Raw genomic sequence first — 16,613 nt, forward strand, 5'->3', positions numbered from 1 at the left:
GGGCCGCGCCGGGCCGGCTCAGTCGGCCAGCCGGCGGCGCAGCGACACCTCGGTCCCCTCCGCGGTACGACGTACCGTCAGCTCGCCCAGCGCCTCGATCAACGCGAGGCCCCGGCCCCGGAACCCGGCCCCTGTCGACTCGCGCCAGCGACCGCTGTCCCGCACCGTCGCCACCACCGTGTGGTCGACGATCGACACCTCGACCCCGATCGTCGGCTCCACCGGCGCGACCGGGTGCTCGATGGCGTTGGCGGCGGCCTCGGAGACGGCGACGATCAGGTCGAACAGGTCGTTCTCCCCCACGCCGTGCGCCACCAGGAAGTCCTCCAGCCGCTTGCGCAGCACGCTGAGCCGGGTCGGGTCGGCGGGCAGCCGCAGGGTGAAGCGGTTCAGCTCGGCGGCCTCCAGCGCCAGCACCGCCACGTCGTCGTGCCGGTTGCGCCCGTCGACCCGTTGCACCACCGCGTCCACCAGGTCGGTGACGTGCTCACCGCCGGTGCCGGCGTCCGCCCGCAGCTGGGCCAGCGCCGCGTCGATGCCGGCCTGCCGGTCCTCGATCAGCCCGTCGGTATAGAGCAACAGCCGACCGCCGGGGGCGAGTTCACCCTCGACGGTGCGGAAGTCGGTGCCGGCGATCGCACCGATCGGCGGCCCCAGGGCCCGCTCGTGCAGAAATGCCACGTCGTCTCCTCGGATCAGCAGGGGGGACGGATGACCGGCGCTGGCGTACCGCAGCCGGCCGGTGCGGGGAGAGAAGGAGAGGCAGAACACGGTGGCGAACGACTGCCGTTCGGTCGAGCCGACCAGCCGGTTGAGCCGGGTCAACGACTGCCCCGGGTCGTAGCCCTCCAGCAGGTACGCCCGCAGGCCGTTGCGCAGCTGACCCATCGCCGCGGCGGCCCCGACCCCCTTGCCGACCACGTCGCCGATGACCAGCACCACCTCGTCGTCGCCGATGCCGATCACGTCGTACCAGTCACCGCCGACCTCGACGTCGGTGCTGCCGGGCAGGTAGCGGCTGGCCACCACGGCTCCGGGCAGTTGGGGCAGCGAGCGGGGCAGCAGGCTGTGCTGCAGGGTGGTGGCGATCCGGTGTTCGGCCTCGTAGAGCTGGGCGTTCTCCAGTCGTACCCCGACCAGCCGGGCCAGTTCCGCGACGGCCGCCTGGTCGGTGCCGTCGCCCTCGCGACGCCAGACCCGCAGCTCGCCGAGCTGCCCACCGGTGGTGCCGGTCAACGGCAGCACCTGGGACGGCTGGTCAGGCGCGGTGCCGCCGCCGTCGGCCTCGTGCCGCGCGCCGGTGACCGTGGTGACCGACACCCGGGCCGCCTCCGCCAGGCGCAGGGCATGCCGGGCGGCGACCTGGACCACCTCGGCGGTCGACTTCGCGGTGTTGACCGCCACGGCGGCGTCGGCGAGCGCCCGCAGCCGGCGGATGATCTGCCCCCGCAGCTGACCCAGCTGGACGTTGGCCCGGACCCGGGCGATCAGCTCCGCCCCGGAGAACGGCTTGGTGAGGTAGTCGTCGGCCCCGACCGACAGGCCGGCGACCGCTTCGGCGGACCCGGCCCGCGCGGAGAGCAGCACGATCGGCACGTGCCGGGTGCGCGGGTCGGCCCGCAACGCGGTGACCAGGCCGAAACCGTCCAGCCGGGGCATCATCACGTCGGTGAGCACCAGGTCGAACGGGCTCCCGGTGGCTTCCTGGAGGGCCACCACGCCGTCCGGTACGGCCACCACCTCGTACTCGGGGCTGAGCAGCCGGGTGACGTGTTCGCGCAGGTCGGCGTTGTCGTCGGCGAGCAGGACCCGGCCCGCCCGGCCCGGGTCGCCGGTGACCGGGGCGGACCACCCGTCGCCGGCCGGGTCGGACCCGTCGGTCCACAGGGCGGTCTCCGCGACGTAGAGCGACGCCTGTGACGACTCGGTGGTGGGCAGCGGCGCGGCGGAGGCGACCCGGTCGGGCGGCAGGTGCGCCGAACCGAACGGGACGGTCACGGTGAAGGTGGTGCCGTGGTCGACCCGGCTGGTGGCGGCCACCGCGCCGCCGTGCATGTCGACCAGTTCACGCACCAGGGCCAGGCCGATCCCGGTGCCCTCGTGGGTACGCGAGCGCACCCCCGGCACCCGGTGGAACCGCTCGAAGACGTGCGGGACCTCCCCGGCGGCGATGCCGACCCCGGTGTCGGTCACCTCCAGCCGCGCCGCGCCGGCGACGGCGACCACCCGGACCCGGATCTCGCCGTCGAAGGTGAACTTCAGCGCGTTGGAGAGCAGGTTGAAGACGATCTTTTCCCACATGTCACGGTCCAGGAAGACCGGCGCGGGCAGCGGCGGGCAGTCGACCACGAGCCGCAGCCCGGCCCGCTGGGTCGCGGAGCGGAAGGTGCTGGCCAGCCGGGAGGTGTATTCGGCGAGGTCGGTGGGCTGGTAGTGGGCGGCCAGCCGGCCGGACTCCAGCCGGGAGAAGTCGAGCACCGTGTTGACCAGCTTGAGCAGGCGCAGCGCGTTGCGGTGCATGACGGTCAGCCGGTCGAGGTGCGCCGTGGGCAGCGTCGGATCGGCCAGCATGTCCTCCAGCGGGCCGAGGACCAGGGTCAGCGGGGTACGGAACTCGTGGCTGACGTTGGCGAAGAAGTTGGTCTTGGCGCGGTCCAGCGCGGCCAGTTCGGCGGCGCGCGCCCGCTCCTGCTCGTACGCCCGCTGCTGGCCGACCACCCGGGACACCTGCGCGGCGATCAGGCCGACGAAGTCGCGGTACTCGTCGTTGCACGGCAGGCGGGAGCTACGGCCGACGACCAGTGCCCCGGCGGGCTCGCTGGTGGCCGTCAGCGGCAGCACCAGGGCCCGGTCGGAGACGCCGTCCGGTACCGCGCCGAACAGGTCGGCCACCTCGATCTCGGTGCCGGCCCCACCGGCGGCGACCCGGGACAGCACCGTCGGCAACTCGGCCGGCACCTGGTCCGGGTCGACGCCGCTGACCCCGGCCGGTACCGGCCGACCGGTCTCGTCGGTGAGATAGATCAGGGCGAACGGGACGTCGGCCCGGTGCCCGTCGAGCACGGCGGCGGTGGCCTGCCCCAGCTCGGTCATGCTGCTCGCCGCGCCGAGCCGGGAGCCGAGTTCGGCCAGGGCCCGCAGCCGGCGTTCCCCGATGACCCGCCCGGTGGTCTCGTTGACGAAGCAGAAGACACCGTTGACGCTGCCGTCGTCGTCCCGGATCGGGTCGTAGGAGATGTCGAAGTAGACCTGCTCGACGAAGCCGTGCCGGTCGAGCAGGAACGGGTGGTTCTCCCCCCGGTAGGACTCGCCGGTGCGGCGTACCCCGTCGAGCAGGGGGCCGAGCACGTCCCAGGTCTCCGCCCAGTGCTCCCGGGCCGGCCGGCCGAGCGCCTGCGGGTGCTTGACGCCGATGGTGGGCCGGTAGGTGTCGTTGTAGAAGGCCAGCTGGTCGGGGCCCCAGAACAGCACGATCTGGGCCCGCGAGGAGAGCATCATGCCGATGGCGTGGCTCAGCGCCGCCGGCCAGGTGTCCGGAGGGCCGATCGGGTTGTCCGCCCAGTCGTGCCCGCGCAGCCGGCGACCCATCTCGCCGCCCGCCGTGAACGCCCCGGCCAGCCAGGGCGGGAGTGTGCGGTCGGCGGACAGGGCGGACAGCCCTCGTCCGTCCTCGCCCCCACGGGCCGAGCTCATCCGCGCCCCCTGCTTCGGCCGGTCGTGCCCCCCAGAACGCCTCGGCTGACGCCGGTCGCGTCCGTCTTCTACCCCGACGGATCAGGAACGTAACGCACGGGTTCGGACGGACGCTGGTAACTCTCGCCTCATCCTGCCGTCATCTGCCCGACAGCGCACGGTGAGGGGGTGGGCTCAGAAGACCGGGAGTCCGTCGATGCTGGCTGCGTTCTTGGTCGCGCGGTAGGTGACCAGATCCTCGGTGGTCCGTCGGGAGTGTGACGTGAGCAACAGGTCGCGGTCGCCGCGATAGTCCATCAGGGGCACCGCGTAGCCGCAGGAGTCGCTGACCCGTTGCACCGTGACCCCGATCACCGCGCGGACGGCGTGCACGTCGGGCGGCTCGGGGAAGTCGGCCAGCCGGGCCGCGAAGTCGGGGTCGGTGACCGGGGTGGCGACGCCCCGCCCGTGCAGTCGGACGATCTTCGGTGGGCCGTCGAAGGCGCAGAACATCAGCGTGATCCGGCCGTTTTCCCGCAGGTGGGCGATCGTCTCCGCGCCGCTGCCGTGGTAGTCGAGCCAGGCCACCCGGTGCGGGCCGAGCACGACGAAGGTGCCCCGCATGCCCTTGGGGGAGAGGTTGACGTGCCCGTCACCGCCGGTGGGCGCGGTGGCGACGAAGAACATCGGCTGCGCCTCGACGAACTCCCGCAGTCGCCCGTCCAGCGCCGGATATACGGTCCCCATGCTGCCATCCTCCCGCCGCCGACCGCATTTCGAGACAGATTTCCCACCTGGCAGGAAGCGTCAGCGGTCCCGGGCCGCCCTCACCAGGGCGGTAACCGGGCGCGGGTCGTCGTCGTTCTCCGGATGCCACTGCACCCCGAGCAGAAACCGTCGCGCCGGGTCCTCCACCGCCTCCACCACCTCGTCGTCGGCCCAGCCGGTGACCGTGAGCCGCCCCGGATCGGCCACCGCCTGGTGGTGGTACGAGTTGACCCGGTCCACCCCGGCCAGCACCGACGCCGTCCGGGTCCCCGACGCGAACCGCACCGGATGCGCCCCGTACACCCCCGGGGCGGGGCGGTGCCGGTCGTGACCCACCACGTCCGGCAGGTGCTGGTGCAACGACCCGCCGTACGCGACGGCCAGCAACTGCATGCCCCGGCACACCCCCAGCACCGGCAGGTCCACGGCGAGGGCGGCAGCCAGCAGGGCCGACTCCCCGGCGTCCCGGTCGGGGCGGGGCTCGGTACGCGGGTCCACCGGCTGGCCGTAGCGCTGCGGGCCGACGTCCGCGCCGCCGGCCAGCAGCAACCCGTCGAGCACGTCCACCACGTCGGCGTCCAGCTCGTCCGGGGGCAGCACCACGGCCCGCCCCCCGGCGGCGGTCACCGAGCGGACGTACGCCTGCGGGACCAACGACGCCGGCACGTCCCGCCAGACGGCCCAGCTCGCCGGCTCGACGTACCCGGTGATGCCGATCAGCGGACGCGCCCGCCGGCCGGTCTCCCGACGCCCGGCGGCACGGACCGCCGGGGCGGGCCGATCGGACCCGCTCACAGGGGGGTGACGTACGCGCCGGTGATGCCGCCGTCGACCACGAACTGCGCGGCGGTCATGAACGACGCGTCGTCGCTGGCCAGGAACGCCACCGCGGCGGCGATCTCCTCCGGTGCGCCGAACCGGCCCATCGGCACGTGCACCAGCCGACGGGCGGCCCGCTCCGGGTCGGCGGCGAACAGCTCCATCAGCAGCGGGGTCGCGACCGGGCCGGGGCAGAGCGCGTTGACCCGGATGCCCTCCCGGGCGAACTGCACGCCCAGCTCCCGGGTCATCGCCAGCACCCCGCCCTTGCTCGCGGTGTACGCGATCTGCGAGGTGGCCGCCCCCATCAGCGCCACGAACGAGGCGGTGTTGATGATCGAGCCCTTGCCCTGCCGGCGCATGTGCGCAATCGCGTACTTGCAGCACAGGTAGACGCTCGTGGTGTTGACCCGCAGCACCCGTTCCCAGGCGTCCAGGCCGGTGTCGAGGATGGAGTCGTCGTCGGGCGGGGAGATGCCGGCGTTGTTGAACGCCACGTCGAGGCGGCCGTGCCGCTGCACGACCCCGTCGAAGAGGTCCCGGACGGCCGCCTCGTCGGCGACGTCGGTGTGCACGTACTCGCCGCCGACCTCCTCGGCGGCCCGCCCGCCGGCCTCGTCGTCGATGTCGACGCAGACCACCCGGGCCCCCTCGGCGGCGAACCGCCGCACGGTGGCCAACCCGATCCCGCTGCCCGCCCCGGTCACCACGGCGACCCGGTCCTGTAGCCGACCCTGCACGCGCCTCACTCCTCTGTGCTGATGAAGACGTTCTTGACGTCGGTGAAGGCGTGCAGCGCGTCCGGTCCCAGCTCACGGCCGAGCCCGGAACGCTTCATCCCACCGAACGGGGTCCAGTAGCGCACCGAGGAGTGCGAGTTGACGCTCAGGTTGCCGGCCTGCACCGCGCGGGCCAGCCGCAGCGCCCGCCCGACGTCCCGGGTCCAGATCGAGCCGGACAGGCCGTACTCGGTGTCGTTGGCGAGCCGGACCGCGTCGGCCTCGTCGTCGAAGGGGAGCACCGAGACGACCGGCCCGAAGATCTCCTCCCGCCAGTGCCGGTCGGCCGGGGAGTCGGCGAGCAGCACCGTCGGCGCGTGCCAGAAGCCGGGGCCGTCGGGGCGGGTGCCGGTGAACGCGACAGTCGCGCCGTCGACGTAGCCGGCGACCCGGTCCCGGTGGGCTGCGGAGATCAGCGGGCCCATCTCGGCGGTCTCGGCGGCCGGGTCCTCCACCCGCAGCGCCTGCACCGCTGGTTCGAGCAACTCCAGGAACCGGTCGTAGACCGGGCGCTGAACCAGGATCCGGGAGCGGGCGCAGCAGTCCTGCCCGGCGTTGTCGAACACGGCGTACGGTGCGGTGGCCGCCGCCTTCTCCAGGTCGGCGTCGGCGAAGACCAGGTTGGCGCTCTTGCCGCCCAGCTCCAGGGTGACCCGCTTCACCTGGGCGGCGCAGCCGGCCATGATCCGGGTGCCCACCTCGGTCGAGCCGGTGAAGCAGACCTTCCGCACGGCCGGGTGGGTGACGAACCGTTCGCCGACCACGTCGCCGCGACCGGGCAGCACGGTGAACACGCCCTCCGGCAGGCCGGCTTCGCGCCCCAACTCCGCCAGCCGCAGCGCGGTCAGCGGGGTCAGCTCGGCGGGCTTGAGCACGACCGTGTTGCCGGCGGCCAGCGCGGGGGCGAAACCCCAGGCGGCGATCGGCATCGGGAAGTTCCACGGCACGATCACCCCGACCACGCCGAGCGGTTCGTGGAAGGTGACGTCCCAGCCGCCGGGCACCGGGATCTGCTGCCCGGTCAGCCGCTCCGGCGCCCCCGCGTAGTAGTCGAGCACGTCACGGACGTTGCCCGCCTCCCACCGCGCATTACCGATGGTGTGCCCGGAGTTACGCACCTCCAGCTGGGCCAACTCCTCCAGGTGCGCGTCCACCAGCCCGGCGAACCGCCGCAGAACCCGCCCCCGCTCCCCCGGCGCAACCTGACGCCACGCCTCGAACGCAACAGCCGCCCGCGAGATAGCCGCATCCACCTCCCCCGGCCCGGTGGCCGCCACCTCCCCCACCACATCCCCACTAGCCGGATCGACCACCTGCGTCACGCCCCACCCCTTTCCCCGTCGATCATGGAGTTGTGGTGCCCCGCACAGACCACATACCGCCACACATCGTCCACCACAACTCCAAGATCGACGCAGACAGGGGGTGGAGGTCAGAGGCGTTCGAAGCCACGGGTCAGTTCCCAGTCGGTTACGGCGGCGTCGAAGGCGGCCAGCTCGACCTGGGCCTGGTTGGCGTAGTGGGCGTGCACCTCGTCACCGAAGGCGGTGCGGGCGATGTCGGAGTTCTGCCAGAGGGTCAGGGCGTCGCGGAGGGTGGGTGGGACGCGTTCGGCGGCCGGGTCGTCGTAGGCGTTGCCGGTGCACTCGTCGGCCAGCTCCAGCTCCTGCTCGATGCCGTGCACCGCCCCCGCGACCAGGGCGGCGATCGCCAGGTACGGGTTCACGTCCGCGCCGGGCACCCGGTTCTCCACCCGCATCCCCTGCCCGTGCCCGACCAGCCGCAGCGCGCAGGTGCGGTTGTCGGTGCCCCAGCGCAGCGCGGTCGGCGCGAACGAGCCGGGCTGGTAACGCTTGTAGGAGTTGATGTTGGGGGCGAACAGCACGCTCATCTCCCGCATGGTGGCGAGCAGCCCCGCCAGCACCCGCTGCCCGGTGACGCTGAGCTGCGCCGGCCCGTCGCCGAGCATCGCCGAGCGGCCGTCGACGTCACGCAGCGAGAAGTGGATGTGGCAGGAGTTGCCCTCCCGGGCGTTGGGCTTGGCCATGAACGTGATCGACACGCCCTCCTGGGCGGCGATCTCCTTCGCCCCGTTCTTGTAGATCACGTGGTGGTCGGCGCAGGCCACCGCCTCGTCGTAACGGAAGGCGATCTCGTGCTGGCCGAGGTTGCACTCGCCCTTGGCGCTCTCCGGGGTCAGCCCCGCGCCGGCCATCTCGGTGCGGATGCGCCGCAGCAGCGGCTCCACCCGGGCGGTGCCCAGCAGCGAGTAGTCGACGTTGTACTGGTTGGCCGGGGTGAGGTCGCGGTAACCGCGCCGCCACGCCTCCTCGTACGAGTCGCGGTAGAGGACGAACTCCAGCTCGGTGCCGGCGTACGCGGTCAGCCCGTGGTCGGCCAGCCGGTCGAGCTGCCGGCGCAGGATCTGCCGGGGCGAGGCGACCACCGGGCCGGAACCGTCGAGCCACTCCAGGTCGGCCAGGAGCAGCACGCTGCCCGGCTGCCACGGCATCCGGCGCAGGGTGGACAGGTCTGGGCGCATGGCGAAGTCACCGTAGCCGCGTTCCCAGCTCGACATTGCGTACCCGTCGACGGTGTTCATGTCGACGTCCACGGCGAGCAGGTAGTTGCAGCCCTCGCTGCCGTTGGCGACCACCTGGTCGAGGAAGAACGGGGCGTGGAACCGTTTGCCCTGCAGGCGGCCCTGCATGTCGGTCAGGGCGAGCACTACCGTGTCGATCTCGCCATCGGCGACGGCGACCCGGAGCTGTTCCAGCGTGAGCGGGGCTTTCCTCATCCGTGCGCCTCCATCACCAAGGTCTACCGGGCCTAGCGGATCACCGTCAATGCCCCGTTCGGGCGTCCCGGCAAACCCCCGCCCCGGGGTCCGCCGACCGGTCCGGGTCCGGTCGTCGGCCGCACCCGGCGGGTGGCGGGGGGCGCACCCGGACGCACCGGTCCGGTGGGGGCGTTCCCGCCGACCCTCGTGTTCCCGCCCGCATCCCGACGCCAGGCGACCCGGGCGGGAATTGCAGCAGCACGCCACACCGGAAACAGTTCTTGCACGCGCGGGAAAGAACTGCGGCGACACGCCGGTCATCCGTTCGGACAAACCATCGACACAACTATCCGTAATCACGCAGTGACCTTGCGGGAGAGTCGCCGCGTTGCCAGAATCTGACCGATCGGGTGCGACGCTCGACACTTTCCCGAATGGCCCGTCCGTCTTTTCCGTCGACCACCTGCGCGGGTGCGCGCGATGCGCAGGTGCGTTCGTCGGGAAAACGGCTGGTCGGCGCACCGGTGACACCCGACGGTAATTCCGCACCGCCCGAACTGCTCCATCACGACGCACAAAGGACGCGTAATGACGAGAGTACGTCTGCGTGGCACGCCCCGCTCCTTCGCCGCCCTGGTGGCGATCGCCCTGTCCACCGTAATGCTCGCGGTGGCCGCCCCGGCCCAGGCAGCACCCGCCTCCGGTGCCGAGTCGACCGGCCACCTGATTCCCCTTTCCAGCGGATCCGCCGGCCGGTCGGCGAATTCCTACGGCACGCTCGCCTCGACCTCGATAACGGGAACCGTCGGTTCCATAACTGTCACCTGCACGCTGACGCCGAGCACCCCGTTCATCTACTACGGCGGCCTGTACGGTGGCGGCGAGGAGGGCCTCGCGACGGTCCGGTGCACCTACCCCGTCTACGCGGCCCAGGTCGAGGTCGCCCTGTTCCGCTACGGCACCCAGATCACGTACGGCACCCACACGAACTACAGCACCACCACCACGACCGCCGACACCGAATACCCTCGGTCCAGCGGCCAGTACCAGACGGGCGCGGACGCCTACATCACCTGGACCTACGGCGGGCCGACCAGCTTCATTCCGCTCACCTTCAGCAACAGCATCAACCTCTGACCTGCCCCGCACCGGCGGAAACGCCCGCAGGCGACCGGGCAGCCCCGGGCGGGACCCTCCTCGGAGGAGGTCCCCGCCCGGGGCTGCCCACCGTAAGACCCGGACGGTCGCGGTCAGGCCGGCCCGTCGGCCCGCGCGGCGTCCGCCGTCGCGTGCGGCCCCGGCCCGGGTACGTCTACGGTGCGGCGCGGGCCGGTGAACCACGTGCGGGCCGAGGCGTACCACCAGATGCCGACCCCGAGCAGCACCCCGCCGACGGCCAGCGGCGCGTAGTTCACCGCCGACCAGCTGAACTCCGGGTTGCCGGGCACCCCGGCCGGCACGATCGGCAGCACGAAGTAGACCGAGATGATCACGATCTCGACCACCGCGATCCAGCCGAACACCTTGTACTTGCGCCCGAGCGTCCACGGCCCCGGCTCGAACCGGTCGCCGAGGCGCAGCCGCAGCGCGATCGGGATGACGAAGGACAGGTAGAGCCCGATCACCGCCACCGACACCACCGCGTAGAAGGCGACCGGGACGCCGTCACGCTGGTAGAGCGCCGGCAGGGTGAGCACCAGGCCGGCCAGCGTCGCCCCGATGATCGCGTTGGCCGGGGTGCCGTTGCGGTCGACCTTCGACCACAGCCGCCAGCCGGGCACCGCGCGGTCGCGGCTGAAGGCGTACGTCATCCGGCTCATCGAGGTCACGCAGCTCATCCCGCAGAAGAACTGCCCGATGGTGGAGATGATGATGACCGTCTTGAAGAAGAACGGGGTCAACGCGGATTCGAAGATGGCGCCGGAGAACCCGTTGGCCGCGTTGATCGCGTCCACGTCGGTGGCGGCGAACAAAAACGCCAGCAGCAGGATCCACCCGCCCACCGCCGAATAGAAGATCGACCGCCACAGCCCCTTGGCCGCGGCCTGCGACGCGCCCCGGGTCTCCTCGGACACGTGCGCGCAGGCGTCGAATCCGGTGATCGTGTACTGGGTGAGCAGGAATCCCAGCGGCAGCACGTAGAACCAGAACGTCAACCCGCCGGTGTCGCCGTCACCGAACCCGGAGTTGTTGAACCGCTCGGTGAAGACGAACTGGAAACTCTGGTGCCGGTCGGGCACCAGCAGCAGGATGGCCACCACGGCGGCGGCGCCGGCCACGTGCCACCAGACCGACACGTTCTGGAGTACGTCGATGATCCGGTGCCCGAAGATGTTGATCAGCCCGTGCAGGGCCAGGATGATCACGAACAGGACGAATGCCTGCCGCAGCGTCCCCTCCCACCCGTCGAAGAGCGCCGACAGGGTCAGGTTGAGGAAGGTGGCGCAGCCGTAGTCCACCGACGCGGTGACCGCGACCAGGCCGATCAGGTTGAGCCAGCCGGTGAACCAGCCGTGCACCGGCCGGCCCATCTTCGCCGCCCACCAGTAGATCCCCCCGGCCGTCGGGTACGCCGACACCAGCTCGGCCAGGCAGAACCCGATGATCAGGATGAACAGCGAGATCAGCGGCCAGCCCCAGGAGATGGCGACCGGTCCGCCGTTGTTCCACGCCTGCCCGAAGGTGGTGAAACAGCCGGCCAGGATCGAGATGATCGAGAACGAGATGGCGAAGTTGGAGAAGCCGCTCCACGTGCGGTGCAACTCCTGCTGGTAGCCGAGTTCGGCGAGTCGTCGGGCGTCGTCGTCCGGCGCGTGCGGTTGCCCGACGGTCGGCGGTTGCCCGTTCCCGGCGGTCGGCGGTTGCCCGGTGGTCGGCGGGGGCGTTGTGGCCACAGCACACCTCCCTGAGGTGGTACCCGGTACTGCCCGGGTGGTCCCGGTGCGAGTGCGCCCGAGTCTCGTCCCGCCGATCACCACGGTCAATCCGTCGCCGGTGCCGAACTCGTTAATTCGCGTCATCCCTGGCGGGCGGTGGTCAGGTCGCCCGGGGGCGGTAATCGGGTTGCCCCGGGGCCGGCACCGACGGATGCTTGAGCCCGTGACCAGGCCCGATCGCGACGGGCCGACGCCGGGCGCTCGGCAGGAGCCCGGCACCACGGCGGCGCGGGGCGTCCACCTCTCTCTCACGTACGGCGTCGTGCCGTACCCGACGGGCGTCCCGCTCCGCCACCCACTCCCGCCCCGATCCACCCGCCTGGGTAGATGTTGCGGAATCCGCCGGGCATGGACGGCACAACTTCGGCCCAGACGAGTCGATCTTGCCGCCGACCGCCCCTGGTAGATCCCTCAGCCTCGGGCCCTGGCCCAGGAGAGGAAGCGTTCGGTCATGCCGGTGGGCGGGTGGGCCGGGTGGAGTTGGGTGAGCTGGTTGGTGGCCTCGTGCATCAGGGTGCCGAGATAGATCAGCAGGGACATCCGGTCGTTGCGGTACTCGGTGAGCAGCGCGAGCTTGGCCGGCTGGCAGGGCCACTGCCGGCCGCAGTTGCGGCAGCGCCACAGCGGACGCATCGCGACGTGCGGGACGGGCGGACGGACCACCACCATCACCGCCCCCACAGCGCAGCGGCCTGCGCCTCGTCGTCGATCAGGTCAGGCGACCACAGGAACCGCTTGACGCTCCCGAGCACCCGGCAGGGCGGCGTCCTCATGATCCTCCACCACATGACCGAACCCTTCATGTCGACCTCCTCGCGTGCCTGGGAAGGGGCCGCTCCCACTGGCCAGAAAGGGAGCGGCCCCCGCGAAGTCGGCCCCGACACCGTTCCGTCAGAGCCGACCCACCTGGGGCAACCTTGCCCAGAGCGACGGGATCAGTACACGACGTTAATCTATGCTCAGGGACGTTCGTGACATCCACGATGGAGGCGGGATGAACCACGCGCTTCAGGAGGCCATGGCCGAGGCCGGCGAGACAGCAGAGAGTCTTGCCGCTCAAACAGGAGTCGACCCCAAGACGGCAGCGCGGTGGATATCTCCGGGACGTGTGCCGCAACCGCGTCGACGGGTGACCGTGGCCGCGATCCTCGGCCGGGACGTTGGTGACCTATGGCCCGATGTCCTCAAGCGCCGCGAGCCACAGTGGCTGAGAAAATGGGTCGACTGGGAGCGTGAAGCCTTGGCCCTGCGCTGGTTTGAACACTGCTGGATACCTGGCCTACTCCAAACCGAGGCGTATGCGCGGGCCACTCTGGCACACAACCTGCTGCCTGCGGACGAGATCGAGGAGCGCGTGGCGTCCCGGCTTGAGCGCGGCTCCATTCTCACCAGCGGCAGACCCCCGCAACTCGTCGCCGTCATCGACATGGCGGCGTTACGTCGCCCGATGAAGAGTCACCCCGCCGCAATGAAGGAACAGCTCACCCACCTGGCCGATGTGGCTGAGCTACCGCACATACAGATCCTCGTGGTGAGTGAGGACACTGGGCTCTATCCTGGACTACAGGGCGGCTTCATTCTTGCCACCCTTGGTGACGGCTCAGTAGTGGCACATCTCGATCATCAAGTGCGAGCGCAGGTGGTGAATGAGGCCGATGACCTTGTTACCCTCCAGCAGACCTGGGAGATGATCAGAGGCGAAGCCTTCTCCCGCAGGCAGTCACTCAACCTCCTCAAGGAAGCGGCGAGCACATGGACCTGACCGGCGCACAATGGCACAAGAGCACCAGGAGCGGCAGCAACGGCGGCTCGTGTGTCGAGGTGGCCGACAACCTGACCGGCGTCGTCCTGGTGCGGGACACCAAGGACCGCGACGGCGGGACCCTGACCTTCGCGCCGGACAGCTGGCAGGCGTTCGTCGACCTGGCCAAGCAGATCGACCCGGCTGCCTGACCTGCCGCCCGACCACCACCGCCCCGCCCACGTGGGTGGTCAGGTGAAGAGGAGGCCGGCGACCCAGAGGGCGGCAATCACCAGGCCGGCCAGGAACTCCACCATCATCGACAGGCCGGCCGCCTTCAGCGCCTGCACCGTGGCCGGCCAGGCGAGCTGGTTGCTGCCCAACCGCAGCCGCTCGGCCCCCCACACCCCGCCGACGAAGCCGATCACCAGGCCGATCACCGGGATGACGAAGAACCCGACCAGCCCGAGCAGGCCCCCGACGAGCAGCGACGACGTCGGCACCCCGGTGCGCTTGAGGTTGCGCCCCGGCCAGGCGTACTTGATCACGGCACCGGCGGCGGCGACCACGGTGGCCGCGCCGAGCACCGCCCAGCGGCCCGGCCCGGCGTCGCCGAAGACCGCCCAGAGCAGCACCCCGCCCCAGCACAGCGGCAGCGCCGGCAGGCCGGGCACCACCACCCCGGCCAGTCCGGCCACGATCGCGATCGCCGCGACCACCGAGACCGCCGCCCCACCATCGGTCAGGCTCACCCCGCCACCTCTCCCCCGCCCGGTTCCGCCCCGGTCACCTCGTCACCATGCCAGAGCACCCGGCTCCCCGCCGGCCACCCGTACCCGACCGGCCGCTTCCGGCCGCCCCACCCCGAACGACCACGCCCCACCCCGAACGACCACACCTCGCCCGGCACCACCGCGCGCCGACGACGCCCCCGAACCGGCCGGGGAGCAGGTCACTCCGTCGTCGCCCCGCGCAGGCGGGCGGTGATCTGGTCCGCCGGGGCGGGTGGGCCGAACCAGCGGCCCTGCCCGGTGTCGCAGCGCAACGCCCGCAACCGCTCCGCCTGCTCCCCGGTCTCCACCGCCTCGGCGGTCACCCACAGCTCCAGCGCGTGCGCCAACCGGACCAGGGCGTCGACGATCCGTTCGTCGCGGTGGTCGGGCGGGGAGTCGTCGCCGCCCCGGATGCCCTCGACGAACGGGCCGGCCAGCTTCAGGCAGTGGATCGGCAGCCGCCGCAGGTAGACCAGGTTGGAGTAGCCGGTGCCGAAGTCGTCGATGGCCAGTCGTACGCCCAGGTCCGCCAGCCGGTGCAGCGACCGTAACGGCTCCCCGGCGGTGCCCATCACGGCGCTCTCCGTCAGCTCCAGCTGCAACAGCTCCGCCGGCAGGCCCGTGCGGCTCAGCGCGCTGGCGACGGTGTCCACGATGGCCGGGTCGTCGGCCTGCCGGGCGGCCAGGTTGACGCTGACCACCAGTTTCGCCTCGGGGAACTCGCGGTGCCAGGCTCGGGCGTCGCGGCACGCCTGGCGCAGCACCCACTCGCCGAGCCGGACGATCAGCCCGGTCTCCTCGGCCAGCCCGATGAAGCGGTCCGGGCCGACCAGGCCCAGCTCCGGATGGGCCCACCGGACCAGGGCCTCCACCGCGATCATCGAGCCGTCCAGCAGGGAGACGATCGGCTGGTAGTGGACCACGAACTCGCCCCGGTCCAGGGCCGCCGGCAGGCCGGCGGCCAACGCGGACCGGGCGATGTCGGCGGCGCTGCGCTCCGGGTCGTACACCGCCCAGCAGCCCCGGCCCTCGGCCTTGGCCCAGTACAGCGTGGTGTCGGCGGCCTTCATCAGCTCGGAGACGCTGGTCTCGCTGGCCGGGCACTCGACCACCCCGATGCTGGCCGAGACGGCGAGCTGGTGGTCGCCGACAAGCACCGGGGCGGCCACCGCGGCCAGCGCCAACTCGGCGACACCGACCGCGTCGTCGATGCCCTCGCCCTCGTTGACCAGGATGACGAACTCGTCGCCGCCCATCCGGGCCACCAGGTGCCCCTGACCGATGACACAGTCGGAGAGCCGTCGGGCGATGGTGATCAGCAGCCGGTCACCGAGGTCGTGGCCGAGGCTGTCGTTGACCGCCTTGAAGCCGTCGAGGTCCAGGAAACACACGCCGATCCGCTGCTCCGGCCCGGCGTCGGCGAAGACCTGACCGAGGGTCTCGAAGAACAACGTCCGGTTGGGCAGGCCGGTCAGCGGGTCGTGCAGCGCCTGGAAACGCAGCCGCTGCTGGAGTTCGTACCGCTGGGTGATGTCCTCGATCATCGCGACCGTGAACCGGGGGCGGCCGTCGTCGTGCCGGATCAGCGAGACGGCCAGGTCCGTCCACACGACGGTGCCGTCCTTGCGGTAGTAGCGCTTCTCCACCCGGGCGGTGTCGTGCTTGCCCTCGATCAGCTCCTGGTACAGCTCCCACATGCCGGCCGCGTCCTCGGCGTGGAACAGCGACGACACGTTGGTCTGCTGCAGCTCCTCCCGGCTGTAACCGAGCATGTCGGCGAACGACTGGTTGACGTCGATGATCTGGCCGTCGATGCCGGCGATGCCGATGCCGATGGCCGCGCCGGTGAAGACCGCCCGGAACCGGGCCTCGCTGTCACGTAGCGCCCGCTCAACCGCGTCCCGGGCCTGCCAGGCCGATCGGGCGATCCGCTCCTGCTGACTGAAGGTACGGTCGCGTAGGGCCCGACCGAATCCGGCGGCCAGCCCACCCTGCACCGCCGCCACCCGGGCGGGCAGATCGGGCGGCAGGTCCACCGGAGGCAGCACCCGCTGCGGCAACTGCTCGCCGAGCGCCCGCACCGACCAGTCGAGGATGCGCGGTTCGGTCAGGTGCGCCTCCACCAGCGCCCGGCCCACCTCCTCCGCCGGGGTGGCGGAGAACTCCTCGGCGAGCAGGGCCTGCGCCAGCCGTACGGTGTGCACGAGCAGCAGCCGCTCGGTCTCGTCCGCGCTCATCGGCACGAACCCGAGCCGGCGTACCGCCCGGGCCCAGTCGGCGGCGTAGCCCTGGGCACCCGGACGGGCCGCGTCGGTGCCGCCGGGGTCCGGAACGGCGGACATGGTC

14 protein-coding genes are annotated in these 16,613 nt (G+C 71.6%); 3 read left to right on the forward strand and 11 right to left on the reverse strand.

The features are described from left to right. Positions 1 to 18: 18 nt before the first annotated feature. The 6 genes from AB0C22_RS09885 to AB0C22_RS09910 form a co-directional block, all read right to left on the reverse strand. On the reverse strand, positions 19 to 3,693 hold the full coding sequence (locus AB0C22_RS09885) for a SpoIIE family protein phosphatase (RefSeq protein WP_357534503.1): 3,675 nt from the start codon (positions 3,691 to 3,693) through the stop codon (positions 19 to 21). A 174-nt stretch (positions 3,694 to 3,867) separates the two neighbouring features. After that, entirely contained in the window at positions 3,868 to 4,419 is a 552-nt protein-coding gene (locus tag AB0C22_RS09890; RefSeq protein ID WP_219468441.1) for a pyridoxamine 5'-phosphate oxidase family protein, read from the reverse strand. 60 nt (positions 4,420 to 4,479) lie between these two features. Then, on the reverse strand, positions 4,480 to 5,160 hold the full coding sequence (locus AB0C22_RS09895) for a gamma-glutamyl-gamma-aminobutyrate hydrolase family protein (protein WP_208569366.1): 681 nt from the start codon (positions 5,158 to 5,160) through the stop codon (positions 4,480 to 4,482). Positions 5,161 to 5,231: 71 nt separating this feature from the next. Then, positions 5,232 to 5,999 carry a 3-oxoacyl-ACP reductase gene (locus AB0C22_RS09900; RefSeq protein ID WP_219468438.1) on the reverse strand — a complete coding sequence of 256 codons (768 nt, stop codon included), beginning with the start codon at positions 5,997 to 5,999 and terminating at the stop codon, positions 5,232 to 5,234. Positions 6,000 to 6,004: 5 nt separating this feature from the next. Beyond that, positions 6,005 to 7,351: an aldehyde dehydrogenase family protein gene (locus tag AB0C22_RS09905; protein WP_357534865.1), complete on the reverse strand. Its 1,347-nt coding sequence runs from the start codon at positions 7,349 to 7,351 to the stop codon at positions 6,005 to 6,007. A gap of 119 nt (positions 7,352 to 7,470) precedes the next feature. Further along, on the reverse strand, positions 7,471 to 8,835 hold the full coding sequence (locus AB0C22_RS09910; protein WP_219468431.1) for a glutamine synthetase family protein: 1,365 nt from the start codon (positions 8,833 to 8,835) through the stop codon (positions 7,471 to 7,473). 570 nt (positions 8,836 to 9,405) lie between these two features. On the opposite strand from AB0C22_RS09910, the gene AB0C22_RS09915 reads away from it, so the two are divergent. Beyond that, positions 9,406 to 9,954: a hypothetical protein gene (locus AB0C22_RS09915; RefSeq protein ID WP_219468429.1), complete on the forward strand. Its 549-nt coding sequence runs from the start codon at positions 9,406 to 9,408 to the stop codon at positions 9,952 to 9,954. A 113-nt stretch (positions 9,955 to 10,067) separates the two neighbouring features. On the opposite strand, the gene AB0C22_RS09920 is transcribed toward AB0C22_RS09915, so the two are convergent. The 3 genes from AB0C22_RS09920 to AB0C22_RS09930 form a co-directional block, all read right to left on the reverse strand. After that, complete coding sequence (locus tag AB0C22_RS09920; RefSeq protein WP_357534507.1) at positions 10,068 to 11,711, reverse strand: amino acid permease; 1,644 nt, start codon at positions 11,709 to 11,711, stop codon at positions 10,068 to 10,070. Positions 11,712 to 12,164: 453 nt separating this feature from the next. Next, positions 12,165 to 12,416, reverse strand: coding sequence for a flavin reductase (locus tag AB0C22_RS09925; RefSeq protein ID WP_357534509.1), 252 nt, complete (start codon positions 12,414 to 12,416; stop codon positions 12,165 to 12,167). 5 nt (positions 12,417 to 12,421) lie between these two features. Then, positions 12,422 to 12,556 carry a hypothetical protein gene (locus AB0C22_RS09930; protein ID WP_255597924.1) on the reverse strand — a complete coding sequence of 45 codons (135 nt, stop codon included), beginning with the start codon at positions 12,554 to 12,556 and terminating at the stop codon, positions 12,422 to 12,424. A gap of 191 nt (positions 12,557 to 12,747) precedes the next feature. Between AB0C22_RS09930 and AB0C22_RS09935 the strand changes: the two genes are divergently transcribed. Further along, positions 12,748 to 13,515: a DUF5753 domain-containing protein gene (locus AB0C22_RS09935; protein WP_219468425.1), complete on the forward strand. Its 768-nt coding sequence runs from the start codon at positions 12,748 to 12,750 to the stop codon at positions 13,513 to 13,515. Beyond that, on the forward strand, positions 13,512 to 13,706 hold the full coding sequence (locus AB0C22_RS09940) for a DUF397 domain-containing protein (RefSeq protein ID WP_357534867.1): 195 nt from the start codon (positions 13,512 to 13,514) through the stop codon (positions 13,704 to 13,706). Before AB0C22_RS09935 ends, AB0C22_RS09940 begins: the two co-directional genes overlap by 4 nt. A 39-nt stretch (positions 13,707 to 13,745) precedes the next feature. On the opposite strand, the gene AB0C22_RS09945 is transcribed toward AB0C22_RS09940, so the two are convergent. After that, the gene (locus tag AB0C22_RS09945) at positions 13,746 to 14,246 is read right to left on the reverse strand and encodes a DUF456 domain-containing protein (RefSeq protein ID WP_219468422.1); all 501 of its coding nucleotides are present in this window, start codon (positions 14,244 to 14,246) and stop codon (positions 13,746 to 13,748) included. 200 nt (positions 14,247 to 14,446) lie between these two features. Continuing rightward, complete coding sequence (locus AB0C22_RS09950) at positions 14,447 to 16,609, reverse strand: EAL domain-containing protein (RefSeq protein ID WP_357534512.1); 2,163 nt, start codon at positions 16,607 to 16,609, stop codon at positions 14,447 to 14,449. Positions 16,610 to 16,613 lie beyond the last annotated feature (4 nt).

Source organism: Micromonospora sp. NPDC048894, assembly GCF_040649765.1.
Lineage (GTDB): Bacteria > Actinomycetota > Actinomycetes > Mycobacteriales > Micromonosporaceae > Micromonospora > Micromonospora antibiotica.

Bases quoted from the DNA above. Each gene is read 5' to 3' on its own strand.
- AB0C22_RS09885 (WP_357534503.1), bottom strand. From the start codon at position 3,693: ATGAGCTCGGCCCGTGGGGGCGAGGACGGACGAGGGCTGTCCGCCCTG.
- AB0C22_RS09890 (WP_219468441.1), bottom strand. From the start codon at position 4,419: ATGGGGACCGTATATCCGGCGCTGGACGGGCGACTGCGGGAGTTCGTC.
- AB0C22_RS09910 (WP_219468431.1), bottom strand. From the start codon at position 8,835: ATGAGGAAAGCCCCGCTCACGCTGGAACAGCTCCGGGTCGCCGTCGCC.
- AB0C22_RS09915 (WP_219468429.1), top strand. From the start codon at position 9,406: ATGACGAGAGTACGTCTGCGTGGCACGCCCCGCTCCTTCGCCGCCCTG.
- AB0C22_RS09930 (WP_255597924.1), bottom strand. From the start codon at position 12,556: ATGAAGGGTTCGGTCATGTGGTGGAGGATCATGAGGACGCCGCCCTGC.
- AB0C22_RS09935 (WP_219468425.1), top strand. From the start codon at position 12,748: ATGAACCACGCGCTTCAGGAGGCCATGGCCGAGGCCGGCGAGACAGCA.
- AB0C22_RS09950 (WP_357534512.1), bottom strand. From the start codon at position 16,609: ATGTCCGCCGTTCCGGACCCCGGCGGCACCGACGCGGCCCGTCCGGGT.